Source organism: Marinobacter lutaoensis (assembly GCF_001981305.1).
Lineage (GTDB): Bacteria > Pseudomonadota > Gammaproteobacteria > Pseudomonadales > Oleiphilaceae > Marinobacter > Marinobacter lutaoensis.
In genome coordinates this window covers 1-20,414 of sequence record NZ_MSCW01000004.1, presented here as the reverse complement: position 1 = coordinate 20,414, position 20,414 = coordinate 1, and the positions used below count along the sequence as shown (strand labels likewise).

Genomic DNA, 20,414 nt, shown 5'->3' with positions numbered 1-20,414 from the left:
ATGGCCATGCTGGAACTTCGGGAGCTGATCGTCGACATCCCCGGCCGCACCGACGGTGCGCCTCTGTCGTGGTCGGCGGCGGCCGGCGAGGTCTGGGGCATCCTGGGGCCTAACGGTGTCGGCAAAACCAGCCTGCTGCATACCCTGGCCGGCCTGCGCGAGCCGCGGCGCGGCGAAGTCCGCGTCGGCGGGACGCCGCTGCCGCAGCTGAGTCGCCGGCAGTTGGCCCGGCGCCTGGGCCTGGTGTTCCAGGAGCCCCAGGACGGCTTCCCCGCCACCGTGCTGGAGACTGCGCTGGTCGGGCGCCATCCCTGGCTGGCGCCCTGGCAGATGGAGTCCGCCGCCGACCTAGCCCGGGCCCGGGAGGCTCTGTACCGGGTCGACATGGCCCATCTGGAACAGCGCCTGGTGACCACCCTGTCCGGCGGTGAGCGGCAGCGGGTGCGGTTGGCGACGGTGCTGACCCAGGATCCGGGGGTCTGGCTGCTGGACGAACCGACCAATCACCTGGACCTGCATCATCAGGTGGCGGTGATGAAGCTGATACGGGCGCTGGCCGGGGAGGGCCGCACTCTGGTCATGAGCCTGCACGATCTGAACCTGGCGGCGCGCTGGTGCGACCGGGTGCTGCTGCTGTTCCCAGATGGTCAGGCGTGCTGGGGACCCGTGCGGGAAATGCTGGTGCCGGCGGCGCTGGAGAATCTGTACGGGCAGTCGCTGAGGGCCACCGAACTGGACGGCCATCCGGTGTTCGTGCCCGGCTAGGCGCTGGCGGGCAGCCAGACCGACACGCACAGGCCGGGGCCGCCGTCGTCACGGTCACCCAGGGTCAGGCTGCCCTTGTGCAGCTCGGCGATGCGGCGGGCGATCGCCAGCCCCAGGCCGGCACCCTCGCCCTGACGTTGGTCCAGGCGGGTGAAGCGGCTGAGGGCCCGTTCCCGGGCCTCGGGCGGAATGCCGGGCCCCTGGTCGCAAATTCGCACCAGATAGCCGCCGGCGTCTTCCCTCAGGGTGGTGGTTACCCGGGTGCCGGCGGGGCTGTACTGGATTGCGTTGGCCAGCAGCGACCGCAACAGGGTGTTGATCAGGGCGCCATGGCAGGACACCAGCGCCAGCACGCAGGCGGAGTCCAGCTCGGGCTCAATCCGCTTTTTCAGGGCCAGGGGGGTGACGTCGGCGATGCTCTGTTCCACCAGCTCCACCAGGTCCTGGCGCTCGGTCCGGAAGTCGACGCCGGCGTCGACTCGGCTCAGCAGCAGCATCTGTTCCACCAGATGCACCATGCGATCCACCGAGGCGGTCAGGCCGCCGAACTCATCCGGGTGGCGTTCCGACAGTTTCTCCAGATTCAGCCGCAGTGCGGTGAGCGGCGTTCTCAGCTCGTGCGCGGCGTCGGCGGAGAACCGCCGTTCCCGCTCCAGGGCCTGATCCAGGCGCTTGAGCAGGCCGTTGACCGCCTGCACCAGACCCACCACCTCCCGCGGCGCCTGGCGGTCGTCCAGGGGGTGGATGCGCTCCGGCGCCATGTTCCGGATCGGCCGCTCCAGCCGTCGCAAGGGCCGGAAACTGAACTGGATGGCGGCAATCGCCGCCGCCACCAGCACCGGCAACGCCAGCAGCAGTGGCAACACATTGCCCAGGGCCAGCTCCTGGCTCAGTTCCTGGCGCACGTCCTCCCGTTGCGCGGCGCGGATCCAGAAGCCGGTGACCGGGTCGCGCAGGGTGAAGGTCCGCCAGCGGTAGCCGCCCGACTCCGCCCAGTCGAAGCCGGGTTCCAGGCCGGCGGCATCGTCGGCGTTGAGGGTGTCCAGCAGAGGCTGGCGTTGGTCGGACCAGACCTCGAAGGCCAGCTTCCGTTCGTACTTGTGGCCGGCGCCGTTGGGCAGGATTTCATCGTCGCTGTCGGCGTCGCCCTCGACGGCCGGACTTTCTGGCAGTTGCAGCATCTCGACCAGGGTATGGAACAGCTGCTCCAGGGGTTGCCTCCCGGCCAGGTGACGGATCAGACCCTGGACGATGCGGGTGCTTTGCGCCAGTTCCGCGTCAAACACTTCCTCCAACTGATGGTTGCTTCGGGAGTAGCTCCAGAGCGCGGCGATCAGCGCGATCACCAGGACCGTGGTGGTGATCAGCAGGGTGAGGGTCCGGGTCAGGGACATGGCGGCGCCTCGGCGGCGGCCTGGCTGTCCAGCAGGTAACCGACCCCCCGCACGGTGCGGATGGTGGCTTTGCCAATGCGCCGGCGCAGGTGGTGCACGTGTACCTCCAGGGCATTGCTCTCGGCCCCCTGATCCCAGCCGTACAGCTGCTCCTCCAGGCGCCGTCGGGTGGCAACCTGATCCGGATGGCGCATCAGGTAATGCAGGATCAGGAACTCGCTGCGCGGCAGCGCCAGGGTGTCGCCGCCGATGCTCAGATGGCCGGTGTCGGTGTTCAGGGTGAGCCGGCCGACGGCCAGCTCAGCGCTCCGGCTGCCGCCTTGGCCCCGCCGGGTCACCGCCCGGATGCGGGCCTTGAGTTCCGCCATCGCGAAGGGCTTGGTGAGGTAATCGTCGGCCCCGGCGTCCAGACCCTGCAGTTTCTCCTCCAGATCGGCCCGGGCGGTCAGGATGATGATCGGGGTGTCGTTGCCCTGCTGGCGCACCTGGCGCACGATGTCCAGGCCGTCGACCCGGGGCAGTGTCAGATCCAGAATGGCCAAGTCGAAGTGTTCCTCGGCCAGGGCGTGCAGGGCCTGGCGGCCGTCGTCGACCCAGTCCACGGTGTTGGGCTCCTCCCGGAGCATGTCCAGCATGGTGTTGGCCAGCAGGTGGTCGTCTTCAACCAGCAGTATTCGCATGGGATGGCCTGTCCGTCGGTTCGGTCCTGGTCGGGGGCGTTCCGGCCGCGAGGGGCGGTTCGCTTGCATTGTAGTGCATCCGGCCGGCCCGGGCCGGCCGGGTGGCGTCGCCATTCGACCGTGGCAGTCGGAACAGAGTGTAGCGGCTGTTCCGGTCGAGTGGCGGGGTCAGCTCGGACAAGCGCGCCAGCAGGGCGTGGTCGCGATTGCTGACGGCCACCAGGCTCAGGCCGGTCAGGTCACCGGCATCCAGCCGCCGCGTCAGTGTCTGCCGGTCCATCGTCCGGACCTGGCCCCGGCTGTAGAAACGGGCGGAGTAGGGGGCCGCCTTGATGTAGGTGAGCTGCGCCAGGTCGGCGCCGGGCCGTTGCTCGAGCCGCTGGATCAGCCCCTTTTCCGTTTTCAGCCGGTCCGGGTGCCAAGCAAACCAGCCGCCGGCCGCCACGCCCAGCATCGGGATCAGCAGGACTCCGGCCAGGGCGGCCTGCCGGCTCCGGGCGCGCCGCGGTGGCCGCTGGGTCGCCAGCACCGCGAGGAACGGCAGGCCCGGCAGAACGTAGGTCCAGAGAATGTTGCCGGCCAGGGTGAAGAACAGTGCCGGTGTCAGGGCGGCGGCGACGACCAGTCGACCGATGCCGGCCGCCGCCGGCTGCCAGGTGTCCGGATCCGGACGGTGGCGCCAGCGGGCCAGGGCCACCGGCCCCCAGGGCAGGCTGGCCAGCAGCAGGAACAGCCAGATGGTGCCCCGGGCGAAGTCGTGGGCGTTGCCGTAGCGGTCCCCCTGCCAGTTGCTGACCAGGAAACGCTTGAAATGCTCGCCGACGATGAAGTAGTCCAGAAAGCCCGGGGTCTTCCACTCCGCCAGCAGGTACCAGGGCAGCACCAGCGCCAGGGTCAGCAGGCTGCCGGAACGCCAGGGCAGACACTGCCACAGGCGCCGCCACTGGCCGGTGGACAGCACCCAGACGCCGATCGGCAGCCCGGTCAGCACCAGCGTCAGGGGCCCCTTGGCCAGCAGCCCGATGGCCAGCCCCAGGAAGAACAGCACGCCCCAGACCGGGGCGGCGCCCTGCAGCCGCAGCACCAGGCTGGCCAGTGCCAAGGTAGTGCCCAGCGCCAGGAACGAGTCGGTCATCACCGTGCCGGCGCTCATGAACCCGAGCGTGGTGGTGGCGAAGATCAGGGCGGCCCAGAGCCCGGCGTCGCGCGCCTGCGGCGTGTGCGGCCGCGGATGCAGGGCGCGCCGGGTCCGGTAGACCAGGTAGACGATGGCCAGGGTGGCGAGCCAGGAGGGCAGGCGGCCGGCCAGCTCGGAAACGCCCAGCCAGCGGAACGACAGCGCCTGGGCCCAGAACGACAGCGGTGGCTTGCCCCAGAACGGCACCCCGGGTTCGTACCAGGGCGTGATCCAGTCGCCGCTGATGGCCATCAGCCGGGCGATTTCCGCGTATCGGGGCTCGGTGGTGTCGGCCAGCGGCAGCACCGCCGCCAGCCCGAGGCGCAGCAACAGGATGGCCAGCAGCAGGCCCAGCAGGGGATTAATGATCCGGGTCATGGCCGGCGACTCGCAGTTGCGGCAGATGTCGATGGGCGCTGTCGTCGCTGTCTTCGGCGACGATGAACACCGGACGCTGCTTGGTTTCCATGTAGATCCGACCGACGTATTCACCGAGCAGGCCCAGGCACAGCAGCTGGACCCCCGACAGGAAGGTGATCATGGCGATCATCGAGGCGTAGCCGGGGGTGTCGATGCCGAAGATCAGGGCCTTGAGCACTTCCCAGACCCCGAACAGCCCGCCGGTGCCCGCCGCCAGTAGCCCCAGCACCAGCGCCAGGCGCAGCGGCCGGGTGGAGAAGGACGTGATCCCTTCCATCGCCAGGTGCATGAGCTTGAGGTAGTTCCACTTGGTGCGACCGGCCAGCCGCGGGTCCCGGTCGAACTCCAGAGTGACCGTGGGCATGCCGACCCAGGCGAACATGCCCTTGAGGTAGCGGTTGCGCTCGGGCAGGCGATTCAGAGCGTCCACCGTGCGCCGGCTCATCAGCCGGAAATCGCCGGTGTCGACCGGAATCGGCGCGTCGCTGATCCGGTTGATCAGACGGTAAAACAGGTGTGCGGTCAGGCGCTTGAGCCAGCTCTCGCCGGCCCGGGTCCGGCGCTTCATCAACACCACGTCGGCCCCCTTGCGCCAGGCCGCCAGCATATCCGGAATCCGTTCCGGGGGGTCCTGCAGGTCGGCGTCCATGAGGATGACCGCCTCGCCCCGGGCGTGCTGAAGGCCGGCGGACACCGCCGCCTCCTTGCCGAAATTGCGCGACAGCTGCAGCACCCGGATGCCGGGGTGCCGGCGGCGGGCCTGCAACAGCAGGGCCACGGAGTTGTCGCGGCTGCCGTCGTCGACGAACAGCAGCTCCACCGGCCCGTCCAGAGTTCGGGTCACCTGGGTCAGCCGGTTCAGCAACGTCGGGATCACCTCCGCCTCGTTGTGCACCGGGATCACGATGCTCAGCATCGGGTCAGGGTAGGTCTTGGCTCGACTGTTCATGGAAGACAAATCCATCGGCAATGAGGTAGTTGATCAGCGCCACGCCTCCGGTCGCCAGGACCTGGGCCAGTGCCACGGTATCCAGAACCGCCAGCGCCGCGGCAAAAGCCCCCAGGTTCAGCAGCCAGCCGGTGCCGGCGGCGGCCAGGTACCGGGGCAGGGCGACACGGTGGCGCAGCGTGGAGCGGAAGGCCAAGCGGTGCTGGCCGAGGTAGTTCAGCACCAGGCCGGTCAGGGCGCCCCAGCCGGTGGCCAGGTAGGGGCCGGTCCCCAGGTGCAGCAGCTGCGCCATCACGCCCCAGTGGGCCAGCGTGGCCAGCCCCCCGATCACGAGGAACCTGGGCAGTGACCGGTGTCGGGTGTGTAAGCGCGTCTGCGGAACCATGAGCTTCCCTCCGGCGATTGGGACAGGCTGGCACTCTACCCAGTCTTCCTTAAGCCAGCCTTAAGCCCCCGGGGCCGAGAAGCTTAAGGCTGGCTTAAGGTTTTCCACGGGTGCCCTTAAGGCTGCGTTAAGCCCCGCCCCCTACTCTGGCAACCGTACCCTTGGGGCGAGGCCCCGTTGCTGGAGTTCCGTTATGTCCGATCCGCTTGTGATGTCCACCTGTTGTCCGCCGGGGTCCGGCGAGTCGGTGCCGCTGGTCCGCTGTGCCGGACGCTGGCTGAACCGGGTCGGCCCCGGTTCCGGGACCGCCGATGCCGTCGCGGCCTTCGTCCGGCGCCGGTTCCGGCAGGCCTACGGTGCCGATCCGGTGCTGCGGGTACCGGCATGGCTGACCCTGACCACCGCCCAGGGCTCGCTGCTGGCGGCGGTGGGACTCCGCAACGCCGGTCGCGAGCGGTTGTTTCTGGAGGACTATCTGTCGGCGCCGGTGGAACAGTGGCTGCCGGGCGCTCCGGAGCGCGGCCAGGTGGCGGAGATCGCCCACCTGGCGGGGGTCGAGGTCGGGGTCAGCCGCTACCTGTTTGCGGCCCTGGCCGTCTGGCTGGACGCCGAGGGTTACCGCTGGGTGGTCTGTACCGGAACCGGTCAGCTGCGCAACGGTTTCGACCGGCTCGGGATTGGCACCCGGGTGCTGGCCCCGGCCGACCCCGCCCGCCTGCCCGACGGTGGCCGCGGCTGGGGGCGCTACTACGAGCACCGGCCGGTGGTGATGGCGATGTCGGTGCCGGAGGGCCTGGCGGCCCTGGCCCGAACCGGCCTGTTGCAGCGGGTGCGGCCGGTAGCCGGACCCGGGCCGGCCGGCTATGCCGGCGAGGGAGGGCGTTATGGCTGCACTGCTTGAGCGGATACGCCAGGCCGCGGCGCGGCATCCGGAGCGGCCGGCGCTGGTTTCCCCCGAGGGCGGTCTCCGTTACGGCGACCTGCCGGCGGCGATCGACAGCCTGGCCCGGGCGCTGGGCCGGGCCGGGGTACAACGGGTGGGCCTGTGTGGCGACAACACGCTGGCCTGGGTGCTGGCGGACCTGGCCTGCCTGCAGGCCGGTGTCGTCTGTGTGCCGGTGCCGGGGTTCTTCTCCCCGGCCCAGGTCGCGCACCTGACGGCGCAGGCGGGGTTGGAGGCGATGCTCCACAGCGAGCCGGCCGAGGGCGCGCAACCGCTGGGCCAGGGCGTCTGGTGGCGCCCCCTGCCAGAGGCGCCGGTTGGCTCCGGGTTGCCGGCGGGGACCGCCAAGATCACCTTCACCTCCGGCAGTACCGGTACCCCCAAGGGTGTCTGTCTGTCGGCGGCGCAGATGACGGCCACCAGTCTGGCGCTGCAGTCGCGTCTGGCCGGCGTCCCCCTGCGGCGGCACCTGTGCCTGCTGCCGCTGGCCACGCTGTTGGAAAACGTCGCTGGGGTGTACCTGCCGCTGCTGATGGGCGCCACGGTCACGGTGGCGCCGCTGGGGTCCCTGGGGATGACCGGCAGCAGCGGCCTGGAGGCCGGGCGCATGGTGTCGGCCCTGAACCGGCACCGGCCGCAGTCGCTGATCCTGGTGCCAGAGCTGGCCCTGGCCCTGGTGGCCGCGGCGGAGCAGGGGGCGCTCGACACCGGCGGGTTCCGGTTCCTGGCGGTGGGCGGTGGCCGGGTGTCGCCCGATCTGCTGCACCGGGGGCGCGCCGCCGGATTGCCCCTGTATGAGGGTTACGGCCTGTCCGAGTGCGGTTCGGTGGTGGCCCTCAACGTACCGGGCGACGACCGTCCGGGCACCGTCGGCAAGCCGTTGTCCCATGTCCGGGTGACGGTGGATGACAAGGGCCATATCCAGGTGCGGGGCAACGCTTTCCTGGGATACCTCGGCCAGACCGGGACGCCGGAAACACCGCTGGACACCGGCGATCTCGGCGACTACGACGAGGCCGGCTTCCTGCGGGTCAACGGACGCGCCAAACATCTGCTGATCACCAGCTTCGGTCGCAATGTCAGCCCCGAGTGGCTGGAAAGTGAACTGACCCAGGCCCTGGGGGCCCGCCAAGCGGTGGTGTTCGGCGATGGCGAACCCCGGCTGTCGGCGCTGCTGGTACTGACCGGCCCGTGGCCACCCGAGCGGCTGCGGGCCGCTCTGAACCGGCTCAACGCCACCTTGCCGGACTACGCCCGGCTGGCTCAGGTGTTTGTCCGGCAGCGACCGCTCAGCCCCGCCGATGGCTACCTCACCGCCAACGGCCGGCCGGTGCGCCACCGCATCCGACAGGATCTGCCAGCGCTGCTGGCCGAGGCGACACCCCTGAATACCGACGCGGCGGCCCACGCCGCACAGACCTGCTCATCACCCACGCCAGGAGGCACTCACATGGCATTCTTTGATCGCCTGCAAACCGAAACCGCCGAGGCCCGGGCCCATGTTCTGGGCGCTCCGGTGATCACCGCAATCCGCGAGGGGCGGTTCCATCTGGACAGTTACACCTGGTTTCTGACCCAGGCCTTCCACCACGTCAAGCACACGGTGCCGCTGATGATGGCCTGCGGGGCCCGCCTGCCGGAACGGCTGGAATTTGTTCGCAAGGCGCTGGTGGAGTACATCGAGGAAGAATACGGCCACCACGAGTGGATTCTCGACGACCTGGCTGCCTGCGGCGAGGACCGAGAGGCTGTGCGCCACAGCCGCCCCCATGTCGCCATCGAGCTGATGGTGGCGTACCTCTACGACGTGATCGAACGCGGCAACCCGGTCGCGTTCTTTGGCATGGTGCAGGTGCTCGAAGGCACCTCCATCGAGCTGGCGACGCCCCTCGGCCAGGCCATCCAGCAGCAGCTCGGACTGCCGGACCGGGCGTTCAGCTACCTGTATTCGCACGGCGCCCTGGATCAGGAGCACTTCGAATTTTTCCGCAATCTGATGAATCGCATCGAACACCCGGACGATCAGCAGGCGATCATCGAAGCCGCCCGCATGGTGTACCGGCTCTACGGCGACATGCTGCACAGCATCCCGCTGCCGCAACGGGCCGGGGAGGCAAACCATGAGGCTGCATGACCGGGAATACCTGCTGCTGGGCGGTACCGGCGGCATTGGTCGGGCACTGATCGAGCCGCTGCTGGCCGCCGGTGCCCGGGTGATCGTCGCCGCCCGCAGGCCGGAGCGGGTGCCGCACCGGCCGGGGCTGTCCAGCGTGCAGCTGGATTTGGCGGGTGACGATCTGCCCGACCAGCTGGAACGCCTGAGCAGCGCCTACCCGGGCATCGACGGCGTCATCCATTGTGCCGGCCAGAACCGGTTCGCCGCTTACGACACGTTGCCGCTGGCGGCACTGGCGGCCCAGCTGGACGTCAACCTGCGCTCGGCGATGCTGGTGGCCCGGCATTTCGGGCCCAGATTCCAGCGACTGGGGGCCGGGACCCTGGTGTTCGTCGGTTCCACTTTCGGCAGCATCGGCTATCCGGGCTACACCGCCTACTGCGCCAGCAAGTTCGGCCTGCGGGGATTCACCGAGGCGCTGCGGCGGGAGCTGGCCGACACGCCGGTCCAGGTGATCTATGTCGCGCCCCGGGCCACCGCCACGGCCATGAACCCGGAGCCGGTGACCGCCCTGAACCGGGCACTGGGCAATACCATGGACACACCGGAACGGGTGGCCCGGGAAATCCTTCGAGCCATGGCGCGGGGGGACCGGCGCCGTTTTCTGGGCTGGCCGGAGAAGCTGTTCGTGGTGGTCAACGGAGTGCTGCCGTGCCTGGTGGACCGGGCTCTGCTGAAACAACTGCCGGTGATCCGGCGCTTTCTCGATTCGGGGGTGACGTCATGACACGATGGCTGGTTGTCTGGCTGGCGCTGCTGATCACGCCGGCCTGGGCCGGAGACCTGGGCACGGACTTGGCTCGGATCCAGCATCGCTGGGCCGAGATTCAGTACCGGCTGCCGGAGGGCGACAGGGCATCGGCGTTCGAGGCGCTGGCGAAGGAGGCCGAGACGCTGGTGGCAGCCTATCCGGACCGGGCCGAGCCGAGAATCTGGCAGGGCATCGTGCTGAGCACCTATGCCGGAGCCAAGGGCGGGCTGGCAGCGCTGGGCTTGGTCAAGCGTGCCCGCCAAGCCTTGGAGCAGGCCCTGGAGCTGGACGCCACGGCACTGGACGGCTCCGCCTACACCTCCCTGGGCAGTCTCTACTACCAAGTGCCGGGCTGGCCCCTGGGCTTCGGGGACGACGACAAGGCCCGGGAGTACCTGCGCAAGGCTCTGGAACTCAACCCTAAGGGCATTGATCCGAACTACTTCTACGGCGATTTCCTGATCGAGCAGGGCGAGCCGGAGCGGGCCCGGGACTACCTGAGCAAGGCACTCAAAGCCCCGGATCGTCCGGGCCGGGCCTTGGCCGACGCCGGCCGGCGCGAGGAGATCCGGCGTAAGCTGGCGAGCCTGGAGTAAGGGCGGGTCACCGGCCCCGGACGGCGGTTTCCCGGAGGGGCCGGGTATCAGCACCGGCCCTGATATGAAAAATTGACATTTCACCATATATTTCTCTTTGGTATATCCTTAGACTTAAATGGATATATCGCAAGAGCCGAGGTGAATGTCATGAGCCAGCCAGCCGTCCAGCATTTTTTTGACGAGCCCACCAACACCTTCAGTTACGTGGTGCGCGATCCCGACAGCCAGTCCTGTGCCATCGTGGATTCGGTTCTGGACTTCGACTACGCCGCCGGCCGAACCGACGTCCGCTCCGCCGATGAGATCATCCGCTACGTGCGGGACAACGGCCTGTCGGTGGAATGGATTCTGGAAACCCATGTCCACGCCGACCATCTGTCCGCGGCGCCGTACCTGCACGAGCAGCTGGGCGGCCGGACCGGCATCGGGGCCCACATCGTCGATGTCCAGGAGATCTTCGGCAAGGCCTTCAACGCCGGCACCGAGTTCGCCCGGGACGGCAGCCAGTTTGACCGCCTGTTCCGGGAAGGCGACACCTTCCGGATCGGCAACCTGGAAGGCCGGGTCCTGCACACGCCGGGGCACACCCCCGCCTGTCTGACCTACGTGATTGGCGACGCCGCCTTCGTCGGTGATACCCTGTTCATGCCGGACTACGGCACCGCTCGCTGTGATTTCCCCGGCGGCGATGCCCGCACCCTGTACCGTTCCATCCGCAAGGTGTTGAGCCTGCCGCCGGAGACCCGCCTGTTCATGTGCCACGACTACAAGGCACCGGGCCGGGACGAGTACCTGTTCGAGACCACGGTGGCGGAACAGCGCGAGTCCAATGTGCACGTCCATGACGGCATCACCGAGGACGAGTTCGTGCGCATGCGCACCGAGCGGGACGCGACCCTGGACATGCCGCGGCTGATCCTGCCGTCGGTCCAGGTCAACATGCGCGCCGGCCACATGCCGCCGCCGGAGGACAACGGCCAGGTCTACCTGAAAGTACCGATCAACCTGTTCTGAGCCTGGCATGAATCGACTCAAGCGGTACCTGCCCATCCTGCAGTGGGCCCCCGGGTACGGTCGCGATCAGGCCACCAGCGATCTGGTGGCCGCGCTGATCGTCACCGTCATGCTGATCCCCCAATCGCTGGCCTACGCGCTGCTGGCCGGGTTGCCCGCCCAGGTGGGGTTGTACGCCAGTATCTTGCCGCTGGCCATCTACGCGGTGTTCGGGACCAGCCGGACGCTGTCGGTGGGCCCGGTGGCGGTGGCCTCGCTGATGACCGCCGCGGCACTGGCGCCGATCGCCGAAGCCGGCACGGACGCCTATGTCGCCGGCGCGGTGCTGCTGGCGGTAATGTCGGGACTGATGCTGACGCTGATGGGCGTGTTGAAGCTCGGCTTTCTGGCCAATTTCCTGAGCCACCCGGTGATCTCCGGCTTCATCACCGCCTCCGGTCTGGTGATCGCCGCCAGTCAGCTCAAGCACCTGCTGGGGATCGAGGCGTCCGGCCACAACCTCGTGGATATCCTGCTCTCGCTGGCCCGCAACCTCGCCCACACCAACCTGCACACCCTGGCCATCGGCACCGGGGCCCTGCTGTTCCTGCTGTGGGCGCGCCGTTACCTGAAACCCTGGCTGATGGCCCTGGGCATGGGCGCGCGCCTGGCCGACATCCTGACCAAGACGGCACCGATCCTGTCGGTGCTGGTCACCACCTGGGTCGCCTGGGCTTTCGGCCTGGCGCAGGCGGGGGTACGCCTGGTGGGCCAGGTGCCCTCCGGCCTGCCATCGCTGACCCTGCCGCCGCTGGAGCCGGGGCTGTGGTCGCAGCTGGCGGTCGGTGCGCTGCTGATCAGCGTGGTCGGCTTCGTGGAGTCGGTCTCGGTGGGGCAGACCCTGGCCGCCAAGCGCCGGCAGCGGATCGACCCGGACCAGGAGCTGATCGGTCTGGGCACCGCCAATCTGGGCGCCGGGCTGTCTGGCGGTATGCCGGTGACCGGCGGGTTCTCCCGTTCCGTGGTCAACTTTGACGCCGGCGCCGAAACCCCGGCCGCCGGCGCCTTCACCGCGGTGGGGATCGCCCTGGCAACGGTGTTCGTGACGCCAGCCATTGCCTACCTGCCCAAGGCCACCCTGGCGGCCACCATCATTGTCGCGGTGGTGTCGCTGATCGACCTGCCGGCGCTGGTGCGGACCTGGCGCTACTCCAAGGCGGATTTCGGCGCCATGCTGGCCACCATCCTGCTGACCCTGCTGCACAGCGTGGAGGCGGGCATCATCGCCGGCGTGGCGCTGTCCATCGGCCTGTTCCTGTATCGGACCAGCCGGCCGCACTGCGCGGTGGTGGGCCGGGTGCCCGGCACCGAGCACTTCCGCAACGTGCTACGGCATCAGGTGGAGTTGTGTCCGAAGGTGACCTTTCTGCGAGTCGACGAGAGCCTGTATTTCGCCAACGCCCGGTTCCTGGAGGAAACGGTGCTGGATCTGGTGAACCGGGAACGGGAACTGCGTGACCTGGTGCTGGTGTGCCCGGCGGTCAATCTGATCGATGCCTCGGCACTGGAGAGCCTGGAGGCCATCAACGAGCGCCTGAAAGACGCCGGCGTGCGTCTGCACCTGTCGGAGGTGAAGGGGCCGGTGATGGACCGCCTGCGGGACACCGAGCTGCTGGCACACCTGAGCGGCCGGGTGTTCCTGAGCACCTTCGAGGCCTGGCAGGCGCTCACCGAACGCCAGCCCGCCCTGGCCCGGACCGCCTAGTCCGCCGGCCCGGCTTGGTCAGGGGACGGGGGTAGGCGGTATCATGGGGCTTCGCCCGAGCTGAGGACCGAGGGGAAGTTGCCATGGGCATGACAGACAACCTGCTATCGGGCAGCCAGTGGCTGGTCACGGCTGTCCTGTTTGTGCTGATCCTGATCCAGGCGGCGCGCGCCGTGGACTGGCGGGCGTTCCGGAAGGACGACGCGCTGCAGCATTCGTTCTACGGGGCCGCCGTGGCCCTGGGTTTCCTGTGGCAGTTGCGGGCCGGTATTTCGCCGGGCCTGGCCATTCACATTTTCGGCATGACCGTGATCACCCTGATGCTGGGCTGGGGGTTGGCGGTGTTCAGCGGGTTGCTGGCGCTGGTGCTGACCGTGGTGACCGGCCGCGAGCCGCTGCTGATGTTCGCCGCCAACGGCTTGGTGACGGTGATGGTCCCGGCGCTGGTGAGCCACGGCATCATGCTGTGGGAGCGCCACCGCAACTTCCGGAATTTCTTCGCCTATATCTTCTTCTGCGGCTTTTTCGGGGCGGCCCTGGCGGTGGCCTCGGCCGGCTTGGTGATGTGTCTGATGCTCTGGAGCGGCGGTGTTTATACCCTGGATGTGCTGGTGGACGAGTACATCCGTTACCTGCCCCTGTTCATGTTGCCGGAAGGGTTTGTCAACGGCACATTCGTGACCGGTCTGATGGTGTTTCATCCCGACCGGCTGACCACCCTGGATCCGCGCCGGTACCGGCCCTAGGGCGCCGGCTCGGTCCGGTCAGATCCCCTCGCCGCCGGTCAGGCTCGGGCTGAGCCGTCCGGCGCCCTGACGCTGCGCCTGGCCGCGCCATTGACGGGCCCAGGCCAGGGTGTCGGCGGCGGGCATGGGCCGAGCGATGCCGAAGCCCTGGACCAGGTTGCAGCCCATCTCCCGCAGCACGCTCGCATGCTCCATGGTTTCCACGCCCTCGGCCAGTACCGGATGGGCGAAGCGCTGGGCCAGGAAAATCACGCTTTCCACAATGGCCCGGTCGCTGGCGTCGTCGAGCATGTTCAGGACGAAGCTCTGGTCGATCTTGATCAGGTCCACCGGCAGGGTACGCAGGTAGGTCAGGGAGGAAAAACCGGTGCCGAAGTCGTCCAGGGCCACCTGCAGTCCCAGCCCCTGGCAGCGGGTCAGGACCTCGCTGGCCCGCTTGAGATCCTTCAGCGCCGCGGTTTCCAGAACCTCCAGGGTAATGCTGCCGGGGTCGACGTCCGGGTGGCTGTGCAGGTAATCCTCCAGATGCGGGACGAAGTTCCGGTCCAGCAGGTGCTGCACGCTGATGTTGATGCTGACGCCGAGCGATTCCCCGGCCGCCCGCCACAGGTTGAGCTGCTGCAGGGCTTCCTTGAGCACCCACTGTCCCAGGGGCGTTTCCAGATGGCTGTCGGCCACCGCCGGCAGGAACTGGTGCGGTAGCAGCAGGCCGCGTTCCGGATGGCGCCAGCGGATCAGGGCCTCGAACCCGATCAGTGCGTTGTCCGAAACCCGGACCTGAGGTTGGAAGAAGAGTTCGAGCTCGCCGTGCTCCAGGGCCCGGGACAGTTCCATCAGCTGGTTGCGCCGCTGCCGGCGGCATTCGTCCAGACCGGGGTCAAACATGTGGAACTGGTTGCGTCCCTTTTCCTTGGCGGAATACATGGCCTGGTCGGCGTGCCGGATCAGGCCCTCCACCTCGGCGCCGTCCTCGGGGAAATGGGTGATGCCGAGGCTGGCGGTCAGGCGGATGCTCTGGCTGCCGATCTCGATGGGCTCGTTGATGGTGGCCAGAATCCGCTGGTAGACGGCCTCGCCGTGGTCGTTCTGGAGCAGGATCACGAACTCGTCGCCGGCAATGCGGGCGACGGTGTCGCCGCTGCGCAGGGTCCGGCTCAGGCGGTCGGCCAGTACCCGCAGCACCTGGTCACCCAGGGCGTGTCCCATGCGGTCGTTGAAGGCCTTGAAACCGTCGATGTCCAGATAGCACACGGACAGGGTCCGGCCCTGCCGTTCGGCGTGGCGCCGGGCCGTGCGCAGGCGCTCTTCCAGCCGCTGGCGGTTGGGCAGGCCGGTGAGTTCGTCGTAGTTGGCGGCGCGGTTGAGTTCGCGTGCGTGGTTCTTCAGGGCGGTGATGTCGGAAAAGGCGGCGACGTGGTAGAACTGCCCCGGTTCATCCAGGTGCACCCGGCTGATGGACAGCAGCTCGGCGTACTCCTCGCCGTTCTTGCGCCGGTTCCAGATTTCGCCGCGCCAATGGTCGTGCTTCTCGATTGCCTGCCACATGGACCGGTAGTAGGCGGCGCTGTGGCGGCCCGAGCTGAGAATGGACGGATCCAGCCCCAGCACCTCGTCGCGGCGGTAGCCGGTGATCCGGGAGAAGGCCGGGTTGACGTCCAGAATGCGATTGTTGTGATCGGTGATCACGATCGCCTCGTGGCTGCGATCGAACACGCTGGCGGCAATGCGCAGGCTGCGCTCGCTGTGCTTGCGATCGGAGATGTTGTTCTGGATGACGACATAGCCGGGGGCCAGCCCCTGCGCCTCGCCGATGGGCAGGCACACGGCATGGACCCAGTAGGGGGTGCCGTGGCGGGTGTACTGCAGGATGTCTTCCGACACCGGCAGCCGTTGATCCAGGTGTTGCTGGATTCTGGCCAGGGCGTCCCGGTCGGTGTCCGGGCCGTACAGCCTGTCGCAGGGGCGGCGGCCCCGGAGTTCCGACAGCGGGTAGCCGGACTGGGTTTCGAAGCTGGGATTGACCCATTCGATGGTGCCATCCGCGGCCAGGAGCAGCACCAGGTTGGGCGTGGCGGTGGCAATCACGGCCAGACGTTTGGCTTCAATGCCCTGGGGAAGGGCTACGGCATCCGTCGGTTTTGGCATGTGGCTCGCTCGGCTCCCTTGATTGTCCTGGCATCTGGCCAGCGCACCTCCCTGTGTATCTTCTGTGACTGTAGCACTCATGCGGGCATCGTGCGTGCCGGCAGGGATTCGAGGGCCAGAGAGCCCACCGATGCTACCGGATCTGTCCGGCCGGTGCACGGACGCCTGATTGCAATTTATTGATCCAGATCATTTTTTCGGGCGATTGTCAGCCGCGCCAGCGGGAGTGTTTCTGGAGTTTGCGCTGAAGGGTGCGCCGGTGCATGTTGAGGGCCCGGGCCGTGGCGGAAATGTTGCCCTGATGTTCGTTCAGCACCCGCTGAATGTGCTCCCACTCCATCTCCTCCACCGAGGGTGGTTCCGGACGCAGGGCCGGGGGTGTTTCCAGGGGTTCGAAGCCGGCCAGCAGCTGGGCCACGGTCACCGGCTTGCACAGGTAGTTCACGGCGCCGCGCCGCATGGCTTCCACCGCCGTGGCGATGCTGCCGTAACCGGTCAGCACCAGCACCTCCAGGTCCGGGCGCCGGGCGCGCAGTTCCGGCAACAGCTGCAGGCCGCTGGCGCCGGCCAGGTTCAGGTCCAGCACGCAGCGGCGGATGGCCGGCTGGCGGATGGCCTCCAGGGCTTGTTCCGGCGTGCTCGCGGTCCGGGCGGTGACGCCCTGGCGCCCCAGCGAGCGCTGCAGCACCCGCAGGAAGGATTCATCGTCGTCGATCAGCAGCCACTGGCTCTCATCGCTCACGTTCGCGCTCCTGTGTCGCTGGCCCGGGGCAGGTCGATCACCATGGTGGTGCCCTGGCCGGTGGTGCGGGCCTTGAGGGTGCCGCCCAGCCGCTGGATGGTGGCGTTGGACAGGAACAGGCCAACACCCAGGCCGTTGCGGGAGTCCACCACCTCCTCCCCCGGTGCCCCCTGCAGTGCCGCCTCCAGACCGTCCCCCTGATCTTCCACCACCACTTCCACCCGACCGTCGCCGGTGTCCCGGGCACTGACCCCGACCCACGCCGGGCTGGCGGTCAGGGCGTTCGCCAACAGGTTCAGCACCGCCTGGTCGAGGGTGGCGTCCACCGCCACCGGCGTGTCCGGAAACGGCAGTCGCCACTGGATCGGGCCCGACGGCCACAGCAGGGTGGCGGACTCGCGCAGGCGCGCCAGCCAGTGCGCCACCGGCAGGACTTCACGGCGGGCGCCCTTGGCTTCCACCGCCGCCCGGGTGAGGTGTTGCAGATGCTCGCTGCACAGTCGCAGCTGCTGCTCCATGGTGTCCAGATCGTCCCGCACGGCTTCGCGGTCTGGCCCGGTGGGGGCGGTCAGCTGGGCGCGGACTTCCTCCAGCAACAGGGTCAGGGTGTTCAGGGGCGTGCCCAGGCGGTGTGCCACCGCCGCCGCGGACAGGCCCAGGGCGATGATTTGCTCGTCCCGCAGCCGGTTCTCACGAAACCGCGCCAGCTGGCTCTGCTGGCGGCGCAGCCGCCGTGCCAGGGTGCCGGCCACCAGCAGCAGGATCACGGCGGTCAGGGCGAAGGTCGCCCACATGCCCACCAGGTGCAGCTGCGCCAGGTTGCCGTGGTGATGATCCTGTGCGCCGATCGGGGCATGCCAGAGCATCAGCGCGGTGTAGACGGCTATGCCGGCCAGCGTGATCACCAGGCTGTGCCGGACCGGCACCAGAATGATGGCCACCGCGATTGGCAACAGCAGCAGCGACACTAGGGGATTGGTGTAGCCGCCGGTCAGGTACAGCCAGCCGCCGATCAGTGCCAGATCGGCCAGAAAGGTGGCGCTGACCGGTACCGGGGCGGCCGGCGGCCGGCGCATGAACCACAGCCACGCCAAGACCGAGAGCACGCCGTAGGCCAGGCACAGCAGCACCGCCTCGCCCCGGTAGGGTAGGGCCACCATGGTTTCGGCGATCGCCATCGCCACCAGGGCGATGGCGATGATGGCCACCCGCATCCACAGCAGGTAGCGGGCGGACTGGCGAAAGCCGGCTTGTGAGTGAGTCAACCATTCCATGCCGGCATTCTAGCAATGGAAGGGCCTGTTCGGGTGCGGCATTGTGTCCCAAGCCAACGCCGCGTTCAGGCCCTATCATGGCCGCCACACCGATTTTCCAAGTTGCATTGACCCTGGCGAGGACTTTGAAACCATGACCCAAACGCCCCTGGCACGTGTGATCGGACTGATGGTCGCCGGTGCCGCCGCGCTGCCGGCCCAGGCCCAGACCCTGGACTCATCGCCCCTGATTCGGGTAACCGAAGGCCAATCCCCGGAAACGGCACGGCTGGCAGAAGCCGCCCTGACGCCGGAGCCGGTGTCTCGGCTGGATGCGGATCCGGCGGTGTCGCTGTCACGGATGGGGGGGCGCGGCCTGGAGCCGGTGGTGCGGGGCCAGAGCCGGGAACGGGTGGACGTGCTGCTGGACGGCATCCGGGTCGAGGGCGCCTGCCCAAACCGAATGGACCCACCCACCAGCCGGCTCAGTGCCGCCCTGCCGCCGGCGCTGGAGGTGCGGACCAGCAACCGCACCCTGCGCTGGGGCGCCATCGCCGGCGGCCAGGTGGTGGCCACCACCGCCGCGCCGGACTTCGGTGACGGCGCCAGCACCGGCCACCTCACCGTCGGCGGCGCCGACAATGGCGACGGCTGGCTGGTCAACGGCAGTGCCGCCGTCGGCAGCGACGAAGCCTGGCTGCGGCTGGCCGCCGGTTACGACGAAGCGGACGATTACCAGGACGGCGATGGCGAGACCGTGCGCAGCGCCTACCAGAACACCGAGGGCCGGCTGGACGGCGCCTGGACTTCGGACAGCGGCCTCTACGTCAAGGGCATGGCCAGCCGCCAGGAAGAGCGGGACGTGAAATACGCCGGCGCCGGGATGGACGCGCCGAAGACCGACACCGACCTGTACCGCCTGGAACTCGGCGCGCCGGTGGCCAACGGCGGCTGGAACCTGATGGCTTGGCAGGCGGATGTCGACCATGTCATGGACAACTTCAGCCTGCGTGACGCCACCATGAAAATGCTGACCGCTTCCGAGACCCGCACCCGGGGCGCCCGGCTGACCCTGGACCAGAGCATCGGCTACACCAAGGATCTGGCCGTGGGCGTAGATGTGGAAAGCAACGACTGGGACGCCACCATGTACAACGGCATGGCCCTCGACAACACGGCCTCGCTACTTTGGCCCGGGGTCGAGCGGGACCGGGTCGGCCTGTTCGCGGAAGCCTTCCACCGTATCCGGGTCAACCTTCGCCTCGGTGCCGGGCTGCGCTACGACCGGGTGGAGATGGACGCCACCCGCGCCGGGGACAGTTTCCGGATGAACCCGACGTCGATGCCGATGACGCCGGCCTCGGTGTACCAGAGCGTCTACGGCGTGACGGACGTGGATGCCGTGGACGACAACATCAGCGGCTTCCTGAGCGGCGACTGGCGTTTCTCCGACCGTCAGGCGCTGGAGCTGACCGCCTCCCACAGCGTGCGCTCCCCAGGCGTGACCGAGCGCTACATCGTGCGCGGCACCGGCTGGGTCGGCAACCCGGGCCTCGACACCGAGAAGCACCACAAGCTGGAGCTGGCTCTGTCCGGACAGGACGGAAACTGGCAGTGGCGGCCGGCGTTGTGGGTCGACCGGGTGGATGACTTCGTGCTGCGCGACCAGACCCCCTCGGACCAGGTGCGCTACCGCAGTGTGAGCGCCCGCCTGCTGGGCGTCGAAGCGGCCCTGCAATGGAACAACGGGCGCTGGAGCACCCGCTCCAAGCTGGCCTCGGTCCGTGGCGAGAATCGTGACGACGGCACGGCGCTGCCGCAGATTCCGCCAGTGCAGTTCGTGCAAACCCTGGCCTGGCAGGCCCAAGGTCATACGCTACAGGCGGAATGGCAGGTAGCGCGCCGCCAGGAGCGGATCGATCCGGTGTCCGGCCTGGACGCGGGGCCCTCGGCCGGCTACGGCGTGCTGAATCTGTCCGGCAACCATCCGCTGATGCGCAACCTCAGCCTCGGTTGGGCGCTCGACAACCTGTTCGACAAGGCCTGGGCTCCCCACGTCAGCCGGGCCAACACCGATCCCTTCAATCCCGAGGCGGTCCGCGTCAACGAGCCGGGACGCACCCTGCGCGTAGCGCTGACCGCCCGCTGGTAATCGGTACCAAGGGCGTCGCCCGCTTCTCATAGCCGGCGGGCGACCTTCGGCCCCGCGCCCCTCACATGGGGGCGGGGCTTTTTTTGGTTCTCGTGTCTGGTGAGCCAGACTCCAAAGGATCAGCTTCTGGTCGCGGTGGGCGGTGAGGGCGTAAGCGCCATCGGACGACACCGACGCGGTCATAACGGGTGCGGCCGAGGTGTAGACACGCCAAGCGTTATTGCCGGCCACGAATAGGACAGCCACCCATAACAGAATCCCGATTCCATTCCTTCGCATCCGTAACGTCCGAATCCCGATTTTTTCAGTAAGCGATTCTGCATGATCTCGCGCGTTTACTCCGCCACCCAGATGCGTTCCAGCGTGAGCGCCTCGGCGT

Annotated in this window: 17 protein-coding genes; 9 read left to right on the top strand and 8 right to left on the bottom strand. The window is 68.4% G+C overall.

Features of this window, described 5'->3' with window-relative positions; all coding sequences use genetic code 11:
- Positions 1–765 carry an ABC transporter ATP-binding protein gene (locus BTO32_RS04765; RefSeq protein WP_076723319.1) on the top strand — a complete coding sequence of 255 codons (765 nt, stop codon included), beginning with the start codon at positions 1–3 and terminating at the stop codon, positions 763–765.
- Here BTO32_RS04765 and BTO32_RS04760 read toward each other — a convergent pair.
- From BTO32_RS04760 to BTO32_RS04740, 5 genes are read right to left on the bottom strand one after another with little or no spacing between them, the layout of a single operon-like run.
- Entirely contained in the window at positions 762–2,159 is a 1,398-nt protein-coding gene (locus BTO32_RS04760) for an ATP-binding protein (protein ID WP_076723318.1), read from the bottom strand. The two genes, BTO32_RS04765 and BTO32_RS04760, sit on opposite strands and share 4 nt — an antisense overlap.
- On the bottom strand, positions 2,150–2,839 hold the full coding sequence (locus BTO32_RS04755) for a response regulator (RefSeq protein ID WP_076723317.1): 690 nt from the start codon (positions 2,837–2,839) through the stop codon (positions 2,150–2,152). Before BTO32_RS04755 ends, BTO32_RS04760 begins: the two co-directional genes overlap by 10 nt.
- The gene (locus BTO32_RS04750) at positions 2,820–4,394 is read right to left on the bottom strand and encodes an ArnT family glycosyltransferase (protein WP_076723316.1); all 1,575 of its coding nucleotides are present in this window, start codon (positions 4,392–4,394) and stop codon (positions 2,820–2,822) included. Before BTO32_RS04750 ends, BTO32_RS04755 begins: the two co-directional genes overlap by 20 nt.
- On the bottom strand, positions 4,378–5,385 hold the full coding sequence (locus BTO32_RS04745) for a glycosyltransferase family 2 protein (RefSeq protein ID WP_245820271.1): 1,008 nt from the start codon (positions 5,383–5,385) through the stop codon (positions 4,378–4,380). The genes BTO32_RS04750 and BTO32_RS04745 overlap by 17 nt, the downstream gene beginning before the upstream one ends.
- Positions 5,357–5,770 carry a GtrA family protein gene (locus BTO32_RS04740; protein WP_076723314.1) on the bottom strand — a complete coding sequence of 138 codons (414 nt, stop codon included), beginning with the start codon at positions 5,768–5,770 and terminating at the stop codon, positions 5,357–5,359. The genes BTO32_RS04745 and BTO32_RS04740 overlap by 29 nt, the downstream gene beginning before the upstream one ends.
- Before the next feature lie 193 nt (positions 5,771–5,963).
- Here BTO32_RS04740 and BTO32_RS04735 point away from each other — a divergent pair, with 193 nt between their 5' ends.
- From BTO32_RS04735 to BTO32_RS04705, 7 genes are all read left to right on the top strand, one after another.
- A complete protein-coding gene (locus tag BTO32_RS04735; RefSeq protein ID WP_076723313.1) occupies positions 5,964–6,671 on the top strand; it encodes a thermostable hemolysin in 708 nt (235 codons plus the stop codon).
- Positions 6,655–8,847, top strand: coding sequence for an AMP-binding protein (locus BTO32_RS04730; protein WP_076723312.1), 2,193 nt, complete (start codon positions 6,655–6,657; stop codon positions 8,845–8,847). The genes BTO32_RS04735 and BTO32_RS04730 overlap by 17 nt, the downstream gene beginning before the upstream one ends.
- Positions 8,834–9,616: an SDR family oxidoreductase gene (locus BTO32_RS04725; RefSeq protein ID WP_076723311.1), complete on the top strand. Its 783-nt coding sequence runs from the start codon at positions 8,834–8,836 to the stop codon at positions 9,614–9,616. The genes BTO32_RS04730 and BTO32_RS04725 overlap by 14 nt, the downstream gene beginning before the upstream one ends.
- Entirely contained in the window at positions 9,613–10,236 is a 624-nt protein-coding gene (locus tag BTO32_RS04720) for a tetratricopeptide repeat protein (RefSeq protein WP_076723310.1), read from the top strand. The genes BTO32_RS04725 and BTO32_RS04720 overlap by 4 nt, the downstream gene beginning before the upstream one ends.
- A 150-nt stretch (positions 10,237–10,386) precedes the next feature.
- Positions 10,387–11,253 carry an MBL fold metallo-hydrolase gene (locus BTO32_RS04715; RefSeq protein WP_076723309.1) on the top strand — a complete coding sequence of 289 codons (867 nt, stop codon included), beginning with the start codon at positions 10,387–10,389 and terminating at the stop codon, positions 11,251–11,253.
- A 7-nt stretch (positions 11,254–11,260) separates the two neighbouring features.
- Positions 11,261–12,997, top strand: coding sequence for a SulP family inorganic anion transporter (locus BTO32_RS04710; RefSeq protein WP_076723308.1), 1,737 nt, complete (start codon positions 11,261–11,263; stop codon positions 12,995–12,997).
- An 83-nt stretch (positions 12,998–13,080) separates the two neighbouring features.
- A complete protein-coding gene (locus BTO32_RS04705) occupies positions 13,081–13,743 on the top strand; it encodes an energy-coupling factor ABC transporter permease (RefSeq protein ID WP_076723307.1) in 663 nt (220 codons plus the stop codon).
- Between the two features lie 18 nt (positions 13,744–13,761).
- Here the strand turns inward: BTO32_RS04705 and BTO32_RS04700 are convergent, their stop codons facing one another.
- From BTO32_RS04700 to BTO32_RS04690, 3 genes are all read right to left on the bottom strand, one after another.
- On the bottom strand, positions 13,762–15,888 hold the full coding sequence (locus tag BTO32_RS04700) for a putative bifunctional diguanylate cyclase/phosphodiesterase (RefSeq protein WP_076723306.1): 2,127 nt from the start codon (positions 15,886–15,888) through the stop codon (positions 13,762–13,764).
- Positions 15,889–16,096: 208 nt separating this feature from the next.
- Entirely contained in the window at positions 16,097–16,630 is a 534-nt protein-coding gene (locus tag BTO32_RS04695; protein ID WP_076723305.1) for a response regulator transcription factor, read from the bottom strand.
- On the bottom strand, positions 16,627–17,904 hold the full coding sequence (locus BTO32_RS04690) for a sensor histidine kinase (RefSeq protein WP_076723304.1): 1,278 nt from the start codon (positions 17,902–17,904) through the stop codon (positions 16,627–16,629). Before BTO32_RS04690 ends, BTO32_RS04695 begins: the two co-directional genes overlap by 4 nt.
- Before the next feature lie 133 nt (positions 17,905–18,037).
- On the opposite strand from BTO32_RS04690, the gene BTO32_RS04685 reads away from it, so the two are divergent.
- Positions 18,038–20,035 carry a TonB-dependent receptor domain-containing protein gene (locus tag BTO32_RS04685; RefSeq protein ID WP_175618638.1) on the top strand — a complete coding sequence of 666 codons (1,998 nt, stop codon included), beginning with the start codon at positions 18,038–18,040 and terminating at the stop codon, positions 20,033–20,035.
- Positions 20,036–20,414 lie beyond the last annotated feature (379 nt).

What these genes read in the sequence shown, in the direction of transcription:
- BTO32_RS04765 (WP_076723319.1), top strand. Translation starts at nt 1, where the DNA reads ATGGCCATGCTGGAACTTCGGGAGCTGATCGTCGACATCCCCGGCCGC.
- BTO32_RS04760 (WP_076723318.1), bottom strand. Translation starts at nt 2,159, where the DNA reads ATGTCCCTGACCCGGACCCTCACCCTGCTGATCACCACCACGGTCCTG.
- BTO32_RS04755 (WP_076723317.1), bottom strand. Translation starts at nt 2,839, where the DNA reads ATGCGAATACTGCTGGTTGAAGACGACCACCTGCTGGCCAACACCATG.
- BTO32_RS04750 (WP_076723316.1), bottom strand. Translation starts at nt 4,394, where the DNA reads ATGACCCGGATCATTAATCCCCTGCTGGGCCTGCTGCTGGCCATCCTG.
- BTO32_RS04745 (WP_245820271.1), bottom strand. Translation starts at nt 5,385, where the DNA reads ATGAACAGTCGAGCCAAGACCTACCCTGACCCGATGCTGAGCATCGTG.
- BTO32_RS04740 (WP_076723314.1), bottom strand. Translation starts at nt 5,770, where the DNA reads ATGGTTCCGCAGACGCGCTTACACACCCGACACCGGTCACTGCCCAGG.
- BTO32_RS04735 (WP_076723313.1), top strand. Translation starts at nt 5,964, where the DNA reads ATGTCCGATCCGCTTGTGATGTCCACCTGTTGTCCGCCGGGGTCCGGC.
- BTO32_RS04730 (WP_076723312.1), top strand. Translation starts at nt 6,655, where the DNA reads ATGGCTGCACTGCTTGAGCGGATACGCCAGGCCGCGGCGCGGCATCCG.
- BTO32_RS04725 (WP_076723311.1), top strand. Translation starts at nt 8,834, where the DNA reads ATGAGGCTGCATGACCGGGAATACCTGCTGCTGGGCGGTACCGGCGGC.
- BTO32_RS04720 (WP_076723310.1), top strand. Translation starts at nt 9,613, where the DNA reads ATGACACGATGGCTGGTTGTCTGGCTGGCGCTGCTGATCACGCCGGCC.
- BTO32_RS04715 (WP_076723309.1), top strand. Translation starts at nt 10,387, where the DNA reads ATGAGCCAGCCAGCCGTCCAGCATTTTTTTGACGAGCCCACCAACACC.
- BTO32_RS04710 (WP_076723308.1), top strand. Translation starts at nt 11,261, where the DNA reads ATGAATCGACTCAAGCGGTACCTGCCCATCCTGCAGTGGGCCCCCGGG.
- BTO32_RS04705 (WP_076723307.1), top strand. Translation starts at nt 13,081, where the DNA reads ATGGGCATGACAGACAACCTGCTATCGGGCAGCCAGTGGCTGGTCACG.
- BTO32_RS04700 (WP_076723306.1), bottom strand. Translation starts at nt 15,888, where the DNA reads ATGCCAAAACCGACGGATGCCGTAGCCCTTCCCCAGGGCATTGAAGCC.
- BTO32_RS04690 (WP_076723304.1), bottom strand. Translation starts at nt 17,904, where the DNA reads ATGGAATGGTTGACTCACTCACAAGCCGGCTTTCGCCAGTCCGCCCGC.
- BTO32_RS04685 (WP_175618638.1), top strand. Translation starts at nt 18,038, where the DNA reads ATGACCCAAACGCCCCTGGCACGTGTGATCGGACTGATGGTCGCCGGT.